12 protein-coding genes are annotated in these 12,419 nt (G+C 73.3%); 8 read left to right on the top strand and 4 right to left on the bottom strand.

All coding sequences use genetic code 11. The features are described from left to right. Nucleotides 1-124: 124 nt before the first annotated feature. The gene (locus ACPPVX_RS07110) at nucleotides 125-730 is read left to right on the top strand and encodes a hypothetical protein (protein ID WP_426574200.1); all 606 of its coding nucleotides are present in this window, start codon (nucleotides 125-127) and stop codon (nucleotides 728-730) included. After that, nucleotides 727-1,947 (top strand): hypothetical protein, encoded by a 1,221-nt coding sequence (locus ACPPVX_RS07115; RefSeq protein WP_426574201.1) that lies wholly within the window; start codon nucleotides 727-729, stop codon nucleotides 1,945-1,947. Before ACPPVX_RS07110 ends, ACPPVX_RS07115 begins: the two co-directional genes overlap by 4 nt. Before the next feature lie 4 nt (nucleotides 1,948-1,951). Here the strand turns inward: ACPPVX_RS07115 and ACPPVX_RS07120 are convergent, their stop codons facing one another. Beyond that, nucleotides 1,952-2,842 (bottom strand): glycosyltransferase, encoded by an 891-nt coding sequence (locus ACPPVX_RS07120; RefSeq protein WP_426574202.1) that lies wholly within the window; start codon nucleotides 2,840-2,842, stop codon nucleotides 1,952-1,954. Next, complete coding sequence (locus tag ACPPVX_RS07125) at nucleotides 2,839-3,837, bottom strand: hypothetical protein (protein ID WP_426574203.1); 999 nt, start codon at nucleotides 3,835-3,837, stop codon at nucleotides 2,839-2,841. The genes ACPPVX_RS07120 and ACPPVX_RS07125 overlap by 4 nt, the downstream gene beginning before the upstream one ends. Nucleotides 3,838-3,990: 153 nt before the next feature. Between ACPPVX_RS07125 and ACPPVX_RS07130 the strand changes: the two genes are divergently transcribed. Then, nucleotides 3,991-4,851, top strand: coding sequence for a phytanoyl-CoA dioxygenase family protein (locus tag ACPPVX_RS07130; protein WP_426574204.1), 861 nt, complete (start codon nucleotides 3,991-3,993; stop codon nucleotides 4,849-4,851). Beyond that, the gene (locus ACPPVX_RS07135) at nucleotides 4,848-6,803 is read left to right on the top strand and encodes a right-handed parallel beta-helix repeat-containing protein (RefSeq protein ID WP_426574205.1); all 1,956 of its coding nucleotides are present in this window, start codon (nucleotides 4,848-4,850) and stop codon (nucleotides 6,801-6,803) included. Before ACPPVX_RS07130 ends, ACPPVX_RS07135 begins: the two co-directional genes overlap by 4 nt. 9 nt (nucleotides 6,804-6,812) lie before the next feature. On the opposite strand, the gene ACPPVX_RS07140 is transcribed toward ACPPVX_RS07135, so the two are convergent. After that, nucleotides 6,813-7,565: an N-acetyltransferase family protein gene (locus tag ACPPVX_RS07140; protein ID WP_426574206.1), complete on the bottom strand. Its 753-nt coding sequence runs from the start codon at nucleotides 7,563-7,565 to the stop codon at nucleotides 6,813-6,815. Then, complete coding sequence (locus ACPPVX_RS07145; protein WP_426574207.1) at nucleotides 7,562-8,347, bottom strand: glycosyltransferase; 786 nt, start codon at nucleotides 8,345-8,347, stop codon at nucleotides 7,562-7,564. The genes ACPPVX_RS07140 and ACPPVX_RS07145 overlap by 4 nt, the downstream gene beginning before the upstream one ends. Before the next feature lie 23 nt (nucleotides 8,348-8,370). Between ACPPVX_RS07145 and ACPPVX_RS07150 the strand changes: the two genes are divergently transcribed. The 4 genes from ACPPVX_RS07150 to ACPPVX_RS07165 are packed head-to-tail and all read left to right on the top strand — an operon-like array spanning nucleotide 8,371 to nucleotide 12,415. Beyond that, complete coding sequence (locus ACPPVX_RS07150) at nucleotides 8,371-8,718, top strand: acyl carrier protein (protein WP_426574208.1); 348 nt, start codon at nucleotides 8,371-8,373, stop codon at nucleotides 8,716-8,718. Between the two features lie 55 nt (nucleotides 8,719-8,773). After that, nucleotides 8,774-10,216, top strand: coding sequence for a radical SAM protein (locus ACPPVX_RS07155; RefSeq protein WP_426574209.1), 1,443 nt, complete (start codon nucleotides 8,774-8,776; stop codon nucleotides 10,214-10,216). A gap of 1 nt (nucleotide 10,217) precedes the next feature. Beyond that, complete coding sequence (locus tag ACPPVX_RS07160; RefSeq protein WP_426574210.1) at nucleotides 10,218-11,177, top strand: ketoacyl-ACP synthase III; 960 nt, start codon at nucleotides 10,218-10,220, stop codon at nucleotides 11,175-11,177. 2 nt (nucleotides 11,178-11,179) lie between these two features. Next, nucleotides 11,180-12,415 (top strand): hypothetical protein, encoded by a 1,236-nt coding sequence (locus ACPPVX_RS07165; RefSeq protein WP_426574211.1) that lies wholly within the window; start codon nucleotides 11,180-11,182, stop codon nucleotides 12,413-12,415. The last annotated feature ends 4 nt before the right edge of the window (nucleotides 12,416-12,419 follow it).

Below are 12,419 nucleotides of genomic sequence, written 5' to 3' on the forward strand. Positions count from 1 at the left end.
CTCCCGAGGCGCGCGAGCGGCGTGCCAGAATCGTCGGCGTCCGCAAGCCCGGTCCGGGGGTCAGCAGGTGGTGGAGGAATGGGAGGAGGCCCTGCGTCGGCGTCAGCGCCGACGCCGGACGCAGGTGATCGTCGGCATCGCCGTGCTCCTCGTCGTCGGGCTCTCGGTCACCCTGGTCAAGCGCGGCTCGAGCGGGGACACCGCCACCGGGTCGGCTCCGGGGTACGACGCGTCCGGCCCCAAGGTCTCTGACCGTCCGTTCTCCCTGGCGGAGCCCCAGGTCACCGGATCGACCACCCTTCCCGACGGCGTCCTCTCCCCGACCTCGAGCACGACCGCGCCGTTCACCACCACCACCATCGCCCCACCCACCACCACGACCACCACCCTGCCGACGGTGCCGGCCGGTGATGCCGCCTGCCAGGCCCTGCTCCGCTACTTCGAGGTGCTCGCGGCCGCCCCGTCCATGCGCGATCGCACGTCAGACCTGCGGACCTTCACCGTGGACCACCTCAACGACGCCGTCGGCCTGCTGCGCCAGGCCGGGGCCACCACCTACGCACCCACCATCGCGATCGTCCAGCAGGTGATCGACGACGCGCGCCGGGCGGCGACCGCGGCCGCGTTGGAGCAGGCCACCGTCCCGCTGCGGAGCAACGCGAACGACGTGGCCTTCGCTCCGCTGCTGAGCCACGCGCAGGCGACCTGCCCCGATCTCCCGCTCGCGTGAGCACCGGTCCCAGCAGGGCGCGGGCCACCGGGCGCATCGCGACCGCCGTGCTGGCCGTGGCCATCTACGGCCCCGCGATCGCCCGGTCGGGCCTGCGGACCGACCTGCGGGTGCACCTCCGGTTCGCCGAGGACCTCGCCCTCACCGGTTCGAGTCCTGCTCCCTACAGCCTGTTCCAGCAGCTGACCATCGTCGTCCGGGGCCTCATCCCGTTCCACCTGGTCGGCGAGGTCGTGCCGACCGCGGCATCGAGACCCAACACGTGGGTGATCTCGGGGATGGTGGTGCTGCTGCTCGCCGTGGCCATCACCGCCGACCTGGTGCACGTGCGCCTCGCCCGAGCCGTCGGCGCCGGCCACCGCCGGGTCGCCCCGCCCGTGATCGCCACCGCCGGCACCCTCGGCCTGCTGGTGGCCGGGCCGATCACCGCGCTGACGTGGTCCCGGCACCAGCTCCTCATCGGCTACGTCACGCCCACCGTCTTCCACAACCCGTCGTACCTGCTCCTGCGCCCGCTCGCCCTCGCGCTGTTCTGGGTGGTCGTCGACCGGCTCGACCGCGGCGCCGGGCTCCGGGGGACCGCCCTCACGTTCGCCCTGTCGATCGTGGTGCTCCAGGCCAAGCCGAGCTACACGATCTGCCTGCTGCCCGCGATCGTCCTCTACGCCGCCTACCGCCGCGCCCGCCGCGAGCCGGTCGCCCTGCGCTACCTCGCCCTGGGCTTCATCGTGCCGTCGGTCGCCGGGCTCCTGGTGCAGGCGCAGCTCTCGCGCGGCCAGGGCACGCTGCAGATCGATCCGCTCCAGACGATCCGCCTCCTGTTCGCGAGCCGGGGCCTGAGCCCGTGGATGGCCCTGCCGATGCTGCTCGCCAGCATCGCCTTCCCGCTGGTGGTGGCGATCGCCTACCGGAGCGAGGTCCGCCGCACGCCGAGCGCGGTGCTCGCGTGGCTGACGTTCGGCGCCGGCATCGGCCTCGTCGCCATCTTGGCGATCCACGGCCGCACCGACCACGGCGACCTGCTCTGGGGTGCCGAGGCCGCCGCGTTCGTCCTCCTCGCCGAGTCCATCCGGCTCGTGATCGAGACCTGGGGCCGCCGGGCCGGCGGAGGGATCGATCGCCGCGAGGTCGTGGTGGCCGTGGTGCTGGCCGCGCAGGTCGGCTGCGGCCTCGCGTTCTGGCTCCTGGAGGTCGCCTCGCCCACCGCGTGGTGGTAGCGGGTCAGCGGCGGGCGGCGGCTCCAGGCCCGCCCACCTGGTCGACGATCGTGTAGAGCCGGTCCGACGGATGGGTCCCGACCCGGTGCACGACCTCGGCGACCGCCGTGGCGGCCACCGCCAGCACGAGCGCCCAGCGGCGGACCCGCCGCAGCGGACCGTTCGGGATGGCGACCGCGGCGAGCACCGGAACGGTGCGGACGCCCGCCGCCACCACCCCAGGGCTCACCCAGGTGCCGGCCACATCGCACCCGATGACGAGCAGGGTGACCAGGCCGTACCCCGACGGGGACCGGCTGCCGCTCGAGCCGACGTCGATCCACGTCGGGTTGGCGCTCGCCTTCACCACCTGGGGCAGGACCAGCTGCGTCCCGGTCTCGTGGAGCTGCGCCCGCACCGGGTGCTCGAGGGGGCGCTCGGCCAGCATGAACGACGACCCCAGGTCGGACACCTGGAACCCGCCGATCGAGATCAACCCGTTGACGATGGCCGACCCGGCGCGGCGCAGGGTGCTGCGGTGGCGGCGCGTCCGCCGGGCCACGACGAGATCGTGCCCGGCGGCGTGGGCGTCGAGCAGGAGGCCGATGTCCTCGGGCCGATCGTCGAGGTCGGCATCGAGCATCACGAACGGACCGACCGTGGAGACCTCGATGCCGGCGAAGATCGCCCGCGTCTGGCGGACGTTCGCCTCGAGGCGCACGCCGATGACCCGCTCGTCGACCCGGGCGATCGAGCAGATCACGTCCCACGAGTCGTCCGGGCTGAGGTCGTCGACGAAGATCAGCTCGAACGGCAGGTCGCGCTGCTCGAACACGGCGGCGACCCGGCGGTGGAGCTCCTCGAGGGTGGTGGCGTTCCCGTGCACGGGAACGATCACCGAGTACCCATCGGTCACGGGTGGTCCGACCAGCGATGCAGGACGTGCGAGGTGCGGCACAGGCGGATGCTCGGCTCGCGGGAGATCATGTTCGCCATCGGGTAGTTCGTCGCCTGGGTCGACCACTCGAGCAACCGGTTGTCGAGCAGCGGCCGGTTGCACACGATCGACGAGAAGTCCTGGGTGGTCCCCGGCGGGGCCCAGCCGGCGCGGAACCCGAAGCCGTTCCCGACCATGGAGACGCCGAAGGGCTCCAGGTCGCGCCACTTGGTCCAGAGCCCGATGCCGATCAGGGCGCCCTCGTGGTAGCGCAGCACCGCCACGTCGCTCCCATCTCCCTTGAGCCCCCGGTCGAGCCAGCGCTCGTACAGCGACGCGGCGCGGGCGGAGTCGAGCCGGGGATCGTTGTGGTAGTGGTCGCCGGCGATCAGCGCCCCGCCGCCTCGGAGGCCGGCGAGCGCGTCCTCGGACGGCGCCTCGTCGATCCCGATCCGCATGACCTCGATGTCGGGCCAGCTGGTCTTGGGCGGGTTCAGGTGGACCCGCTCGAGGTCGTTGACCCAGGTCAGGGTGGTCTCGTAGGGGAGGAAGCCGTTGGCGATGGCGGCGTGGTAGCACCCCAGATCGTCCGCCTCGACCCGGAGCACGTCGAGGCGCGGCACGCCGCCATCGGGCTCGGCGACGATCTCGGCCAGCAGCTCGGACACGATCGGGGCCCGGAGCCCCGGCTCGGGATCCGCGGTGACCACCGGGCCGATGTGGCGGAACGGCACCCCGAAGTGCTCGGCGAGGTAGGGGACCTCCGCCACGCCGGCGGCGCCGGTGATCGCCGTCGCCCCCGTCACCACGAGGTGACCCGAGCGTTGGACGCGCTGAGCAGCGAGGGCCGCCAGCTCCCCGCCGACGGGCGACCCGAACATGGCCAGGTACCGGAGCGGGGCGAAGTCGTCGGCTCGGGCGAGCGCCTCGATCTCGTCTAGGTCCTGGTCGGTTGCGGTGCGGGTGAAGGCCATGGCGGGTGCGTTGAGGACGGGTTCGCCTCCCCCCGGCGCCCGGGCCCTCGCCGGGAGCACGACGCTAGCTCCCTGCTCCGCCGCGTTCCGACGAGCGCGGCGGCCACCGGTATGATCCACCCCCGTTCGCGATCAGCTGAGGAACGAGGGGTCATGCAGATCGTTCCGGTGCACCGTCACGGCACCCCAGGCTGGGCCGACGCGGTGGCAGCCGACCTGCAGCGCAACAACGTCGCGACCGCCTCGGGGGTGCTCGATCCCGATCGCGTCGAGGAGCTGCGCGGCGCGCTCGATGCCGCGATCGAGCAGGACGCCCGCTGGATCCCCGAGGATCGGCTCGCCGCCGAGCTCGGGCGCGTGCTGTTCCTCCCCGTGTACGGCGAACCGTTCCTGCGGCTCCTCGACGACGGACCGATCTACGAGCCCGCGGAGCCGCTGCTGGGGCGCGACAGCCACCTCTACACGATGACGAGCGCCCTCACGGGCCCCGGCGAGCAGGGCCGGCCCCTGCACCGCGACTCCGCCCTCGCCATCGACGGGTTCCTCGCGGCGCTGGGCCTGATGATCCTGCTCGACGACTTCGACGAGGCGAGCGGGGGCACCCGGTTCCATCCCGAGGTGACCGCCGCGCCGCCCACGCCCGAGGACTTCGAGCACCGGGCGCTGCGGCTGGTCGCCCCCGCCGGCTCCGTGTGCTGGTTCCACGGTGCGGCGTGGCACGACAGCACCCGCAACACGACCGACCACCCGCGCCGCTGCATCATCGCGGCCGTCTCGCGGCCCTGGATCCGCCAGCGGTTCGACATGCCGACGATCCTCGAGCACCTGGAGCCGGGCGCCCTGTCCACCAGCGCCGGCCGCCGCCTCGGCTTCGACCAGCTGGCTCCGGGGAGCTACGAGGAGTACTACGCGACCCCGGCCGGGCGCCGGGCGGCCGTCCTCGCCCGATCGAAGCCGGCGCTGCGCTCGGGGCCGGATCGATCTTCCGGTCCGGGAGCTTCCCTGCCTCGATGAGCCCAACTCGACGGGGGCCTGGTGGCGTGCGCCGGCACCTGGCCACGGTGCTGGCGCTGACCGCGCTCCTCGCCGCCTGCACACAGCACGCCCAGGACCGTTCGAGCCCACCACCGGCCCCGGCGCCGGACCGGTCGGTGCTGACCGTCGACTCGGTGGCCGATCTCCCCGACGCCGACCCCGGTGACCAACGGTGCCGCACCGCCGACGGCCGCTGCACCCTGCGCGCCGCCATCGAGCAGGCCAACACCGGTGACCGCCCCAGCACCATCGCCTTCGCCCTCCCTCCCGCCGCCGGTGGCCCCCGGCCGATCCGACCGAGGTCGGCCCTTCCCACCATCACCCAGGCGGTCACCATCGACGGGACCACCCAAGACGGCTACCGGGCCAACACGGCCCCGTGGCCGCGGCCCCTCGACGGGGCGCCGGTGGTCGAGATCGACGGCAGCCTCGCCACCAGCAGCCCATCGGTCGACGGGCTGACGCTCGGACACGGAGCAGGAGGCTCCCAGGTGCGCGGGCTGGTGATCGGAAGGTTCAGCGGCACCGCGATCCGTCTGGCCGGGGCCCGCGGGGCCGCGGTGCGGGGCTGCTACCTCGGGACCGATCGAACCGGCCTCGTCGATCGCGGCAACGCCGGCTCGGGCATCGGCCACGATGCCGGAACGGGATCGACCGGCCTGCGCGTCGGAGGACCCCGCCCCGCCGACCGCAACGTGATCTCCGCCAACGACGACAACGCCGCCTACCCGTTGTCCGGTTGGGTCATCGAGGGCAACTACCTCGGGGTCGGCGCCGACGGGCGGACCGCCCTCGGCAACGGGACCGGACCCGGCTCGAGCAGCGGCGCCCTGTCGATCGATGACGCCGACGACGTGCGGGTCGGCGGCCTGGCGCCGGGGACCGGCAACGTGATCTCGAGCAACCACAGCTACGGGATCGCGCCGTACAAGGTCCGACGCCTCCGGATCGAGGGGAACCTCATCGGCGTCGCCGCCGACGGGTCCACCCCTGCGGGGAACGGGTCCGCCGGGATCATCTTGTCCCTGGGCACCGGGGTCGAGATCCGCGGCAACCGGGTGATGCACAACGTCGTCGCCGGGATCCTGGTGTCGAGCTCCCAGCAGACGACGATCGGCGGGACCGCGGCCGGGGATCGCAACGTCGTCTCGGGCAACCAGCGCCAGAACGTGGCGATCTCCTCCCTCGACCCGGCCACCACCGGGACCCGGATCGAGGGCAACCTGATCGGTCCGGCACCGAGCGGGCGCATCGAACCCGACCTCCACAACGAGGTCGGCGTCTGGATCCTCGGGGTCGCCGACCAGACCACGATCGGCGGGACCGAGCCGGGGTCGGCGAACGTCATCGCGGGCAACCCCGTCGCCGGCGTCGCCATCGGCCGCCTCCTCGGCGCCACGACACCGCTGAGCGAGGCGCTCGTGCCCCAGCGCACGGCGGTGATCGGCAACGCGTTCTCGATGCCGGCGCGGGCCGACGGCTCCCGCGGGCTCGCCATCGACCTGTTCGACGGGCGCGACACGTCCGTGCCTCCCGACTACTTCCCCGATGCGTTCGAGGGTCGCGGCCCCGGGCTGCCGGCGGCGCTGGACCCGCGGCTGCGCTTCGGGGACACCCCGACGCCGACGGTCACCACGGCCACGCGGTCGGGGCGACGCCTCACGCTCACCGTCTCGCTGCCGGGCGCCGCGGGCGCCCGCTACCGGATCGAGGTCTACGGGACCCCCGCCGGGACGGCGCCGGGGGCGCAGGCGATCCTGCTCGGATCGTTCGAGCTCGGTGCGCCGAGCGGCACGGGCTCGCTCGTGCTCGACGTGAAGGCGACAGGCACCAGATCGGTCAGGGCCACGGCGACGGTCATCGACCGGACGTCGAGGTCGGGCCTGGGCAGCACCTCCGAGCTGTCGACCCCCGCCACGGTCGACGGCTGACGACGCCCCTCAGGGCTCGGGTGGAGGAGGGTCGTCGTACCACTTGTGCATCTGGAGCGAGATCGATCGGGTCGAGCACCCGAGGCGCTCGAGCAGGCGGACGGTGGCGACGTTGTGCGCCTGGGTGGCCAGCGTGACCTCGCGCCCTCCCGAGGCGCCCAGCTGCTGGAACACGCCGCGCAGGAGCCGGTTCCCGACGTTGACCCGGCGCCAGGGGTCGGCCCCGTCGATGACGAGGAGCCCGACGCGGCTCGGCTCGCCCCCCGAGCCGTGGTGGCCGGTCACCCCGCCCACGACCTCGCCGTCGCGCTCGGCGACCAGCACCACGTCCGCCCAGCCGTCGATGCTGGACTCGACCCAACCGGCGTACAGGTCATCGCACCGGTCGGTGGGGAACCGGGGGTCGCGGTAGAACCGCGTCATGCCCCGGAGATCGGTGCGGGCGATCGCGGCGAGCCGCTCCCCGTCGGCGGCGGTGGCGGGCCGGAGCCCCGCGACCGGCTCCTCGTCGCCCCCCAGCCTCCGATCGACGACCACGTTGACCTCGAGGACCTCGAACCCGAGGCGGGCCGCGTGCCCCACGACGCCCACCTCGCCCGCCGGCAGCCGGAGGTGCGCCATGGCCACGTCGTCGGTCCGGCACCAATGGTCGGCGGCGGTGACGGCGTCGGCGGTCGTGCCGAGCACCTCGACCATCGGCCGGCCCCAGAACCCGCTCTCCCACGCCAGGCGGCGCACCAGCGCGCCGTCGGCGGCGGTCAACGAGCGCGGACCGGCGGCGCCGGCTCGAGGGCGGCCGTCGGCCGCGGGGCGGGACGCGTCGTCTGCCCGCGCCGGCCCATGCGGACGGCCATCGACGCCATGCGCCCGGCGAGCGCCAGGAGCCCGGCGACCGTGTAGCGGGATGCGGCGCCCTCTGCCCCCGCGCCGCGGCCCACGGGCACGACGACGAACCGGTCGGTCCCCCGCGCCAGCAGGAGGTCGATCGAGGCGCACGAGCGATCGGCATCGGTGAGATCGGCGACCAGGCGGGCATCGAAGGCGCGGAACGGGCTCACCGCCTGGCCCATGGCGTGCCCCATCACCAGGCCGAGCATGGCGCGGATCGCCCACGACGCCGACCGGCGAAGGGGGTTCTCGTCTCGGCGCGGGATCCGGCCGTACGCCACCGGAGCCCCGTCGTGGACGGCGGCCACGAGCAACGGGATGTCTTCGGGACGCTGGCCCAGGTCGTCGTCGAGGGTGACGACGACCGCGCCGGTCACGGCGAGGAGTCCGGCGACCAGGGCTCCGGCCTGGCCGACGTTGGCGGGGAGGGCGATGGTCGACGTCGACTCGCGCCCGTCAGCCAGGCGGGCGAGGAGCTCGACCGACCCATCCGTGCTGCCATCGTCGACGAACACGACCTCGAAGGTGCCCAGGTCAGCCGCCACGAGGGCCGCCGTGATGCGCTCCTCGAGCTCCACCAAGGTGGACCTGGAGTTGAGCACCGGGACCACGACGCTGATCTCGACGCCTTCCTCTCCCCCGCGCCGAAGCGACATGAGGCGAGACTACCATTGGGCCGGTGGAGCTGGATCAGAGAGGACAGGCCCAGCGCGACCTCAGCCGCACCGGGCCACCAGCGCCGATGAGCAGCGATGAGCGCACCGCGGCGATGCTCCACCACCTCGAGCACGAGGTCCTCGCGATCATGGACGACGCCGGCGAGCCCTTCGACGGGGTGCCGCGGGCCTTCGCCGAGATCGGTTGGGACTCGCTGAACGTCGTCGAGCTCCAGTACCGGCTCCAGCGCACGCTCGACCGGGACCTCCCGCCGGAGGTGTTCGACGTCGATGAGTTCCACGATCTGGCCGTGGGCCTGGTCGCGCTCATCAGCGAGGACGAGCCGTGGCCTGCAGCGCTGCGCGCCTGAGCCCGAGCGCCGCGACCGGGCTCGGTCCGGCGCGCCACGACCGGACCACGCGATCGTGACCGAGGTCGCCAGCGACGCGGCCGGGGTCCTCGACCGCTTCCTGCGCCGCCCCCAGGTCAACCACATCCTGCACGGGTTCCCGCCGGTGCGCCTCTGGGACGACCCGCCCCCTGCCGCGCCGAGCCGCGCCGCCGCGGCGCGCCCGTCGTCAGCGTCGCCCGACCTCGCCCTCGACCTGTACGTGGGGGTGCCGTTCTGCATCAAGACCGACCCCGACCGGTGCGGGTACTGCCTCTTCCCCACCGAGGAGTTCGAGCGGTCCTCCCAGGTGGAGGCCTACCTGCACCTCCTCGACCGCGAGGCCGAGCAGTGGGCGGGAGCGTTCGCCCACCGCTCGATCCGCAGCGTGTACATCGGTGGCGGCACGCCCAACCTGCTGCGGTCCGATCAGTACCAGCCCCTCATGGACATCATCCGGCGCCACCTCCCCAACCTGCCGGGCCCCGACGCCATCACGCTGGAGGGGATCCCGCAGCTCTTCAACCGCCAGAAGCTCGCCGCGGCCGCCGGTGCCGGCATCGGCCGCATCAGCATGGGGGCCCAGCAGCTCGACCCCGACCTGTCGGCCCTGTCCGGTCGCCACCAGACCGCGGAGCAGGTCTTCGACGCCGTGGAGGGAGCGCACGAGCTCGGCCTGGCCTGCAACGTCGATCTCATCTTCGGGTGGCCGCGCCAGACGATCGACACGATGCTCCGAGACCTCGAGGTCCTGGCCTCGACCACCGTCGACCACATCACGCACTACGAGCTCAACATCGGCGGTCCGACCGCGTTCTCGCTCGAGCGCCGGCACGAGCTCCCGCCCCCGAGCACCACCGAAGCCATGCACCTCGAGGCGTCGCGGGCCCTGCGGTCCTGGGGCTTCGACCAGCTGACCTCGTACGACTTCGAGCGCCGCTCCTCCGCCCCTCGGGCCACCTACGTCTACGAGGAGTGCGACCGCGACTTCGAGCTCCACGAGGTGCGGGGCTGGGGCCAGGCCGCCATCACCGAGCTCATCGACCCCGATGGCACCACGGGCTGGTCGCTGATGAACGCCCGGTCCCTCGGCGCGTACCAGCAGTCGATGGACCACGACGGCGGATCCGTCGAACGTGCGGTCCGCCGGGAAGCGGTCGATCTGCGCCTCATGGCCCTGCACCGGAGCGTGCAGGGCCTCCACGTCGATGGCACCCGGTACCGCGAGGCGTTCGGGATCGGCCTCGACGAGCACGACGAAGCGTGGGCCGCGCTGGAGGCGAAGGGGCTCATCGAGCGAGACCACGCGAGCATCCGCCTGACCGAGCGCGGGGCCTACTTCGTCCCCACCATCCAGGCGGTCCTCGGCGAGCCACGGCTCCGCCAGCTGAAGGATCGGCGCTGGCAGGCCGACGGGGCCTCCCGCGGCGGAGCCCAGGGTGAGACCCGCTCGCCGGTCACGCTCCGGCCGCGCCGCTGACGTGGGCACCGCGATCGCCGACGTGGCCGGCGCCCTCGGCTCGCTCACCGTGACCAACGAGGCCCTGCAGCGCGAGCAGCCGAGCTGGGACCTCGAGGCCGTCCAGCGGGCCACCGGCGTCGAGGCCCGGCGGATCGCGGCCGACGGCGAGACCGCCCTCGACCTCGCCACCGTGGCGTGCGGCACCCTGCTGGAACGGAACCCCGGACTGGCGGAGGCGATCGATCTGATCGTCTTCGTCACCCAGACCCCCGATCACCAGGTGCCGGCGAACGCGTGCCTCCTCCACGACCGCCTGGGGCTCGCGCCCTCGGTCGGGGCCTTCGACCTGGGCGCGGCGTGCTCGGGCTACGTGTACGGCCTCGGGGTGGCCGACGCGCTGCTCGCCACCGGACGCTCGAGCCACGCCCTGCTGGTCACCGGCGAGACCTACTCCGCCCTGCTCGATCCCGACGACCGATCGACGCGCGCCCTCTTCGGCGACGCCGCCACCGCCACCTGGCTGCACCCGACGGACGGGCCGAGCGGTCTCGTCGACGTGATCTGGGCGACCGAGGGCGCCGAGCACGGGCGGCTCGAGACGGTGCCCGCCTCCGCGGATCCACCGGGGCCCGTCCACCTGCGCATGGACGGTCGCGCCATCTTGTCGTTCACCTTCCGAGCCGTGCCCGACCAGATCGGCGCGCTGCTGGCGCGCAACGGCCTCACCGTCGACGACATCGACGTCTTCCTGCTCCACCAGGCCAGCGAGCTGGTCCTCCGGTCCCTCCAGGACCGCCTGGACGTCCCTCCGCACAAGGTCCCGCGACGGCTGCGCACCACGGGGAACACGGTGTCCAGCTCGATCCCCCTCCTCCTTGAGGACCTCCGAGCGAGCGGCACGGTCGCTCCGGGCACCACCGTCGTCCTGGCCGGCTTCGGCGCGGGCCTCTCGTGGGCCAGCGCCCTGGTCCGCTTCTGACCATGGAGACCGCAGCCCTCGAGACCGACGCGCGGCCCGCCGTCGAGCCCGACCTCCACCCCTGGCGGTGGCGGTGGGCCACGGGGCTGGCCCACGCCCTGGTGTTCGGCCCCGTCGCGTTCCACCTCCTGTACCGGAGCGACTCGGTCCGCGGCCCCAACCTCTTCCCCACCCACACCGAGTTCGCCGAGACGGCGTTCGACGGCCTCTGGCACTTCGGGTCGCCGAGCCAGCTGTGGCAGGTCGCCGCCAAGGGGCTCGACGTCGTCTTGCCGTTCGACATCCGCTTCGGCGCCCTCATCGCCGCCCTGCTCTTCTACGCGTGGTTCGGCATCGTCGTCGCCGAGGTCCTGCGCCCCCGCCGGACCGGCTACGGCCTCGGGCCCGCCGCCGCCCTGGTGGTGAGCCTCGGGCTGGCGATGCTCGAATCGCCCGCGGGGCTCTGGGGCTGGGGCTCGTTCACCGGCACCGGCGTCTTCATGCCCGTGTACCTCCCCTACGCCGCCACCACCCTGGCCTCGCTGGCACCCAACACCCTCCTGGTCTGGGAGGTGGCCCGGTGGACCAGCGGCGACCTGCCGAAGCCCCTGCGGTGGCGCATCCCGGCGCTGCTCCTCCTGGCGTCGTTCGCCAAGCCCACCCTCGTGCCGCTCCTGCTGGTGGCCGTCCCCCTCGTCGTGCTGATCCGGTCGATCCGGCGCCGGTCCGGCTCAGGGCGCGAGCGCGACGGCCGCCCCACGATGACGTCGGTCCTGGTGCTGCTGGTCGGGCCCGCCATCGTCTTGACCCTGATCCAGCTGCTCGTCACGGTCCGGTACGTGGTCAACCGGGGCGGCTGGGTGTTCTCCCCGCTCACCGAGCTCCGCGACCTGCACGTGCGGTTCCCGTTCTTCTGGCTGATCGGCCTGTTCCCGATCCTCGCCCTCGTGGTCGTCGGGAAGCGCCTGTTCGACGACGAGGCGATCCTGCTCTGCTCGACCGGTGCCGTCATCGGGGTCGTCGCGGCCCTGCTCCTGCGCCGCGAGGGCACCACCTACCAGGGCGACGTGCTCCAGCTCTCGGAGGCGGCGTTCGCCATGTTGATGATCTTCATCCCGCGCCGCCTCATCGAGCTCCGCCAGCGCGGCGAGCTCTCCACCGCCGCGGGAGCGACCTTGCTCGTGGTGCTCTCGACCTACCTCGTGGCCGGCCTCATGGGGTGGGCGTGGAGGACGGGGCTGGCCTATCCGGGCCTCTGACCCC

Origin of the sequence: Aquihabitans sp. McL0605 (assembly GCF_049993875.1) — a bacterium.
Taxonomy (GTDB): Bacteria; Actinomycetota; Acidimicrobiia; order Acidimicrobiales; family Iamiaceae; genus Aquihabitans.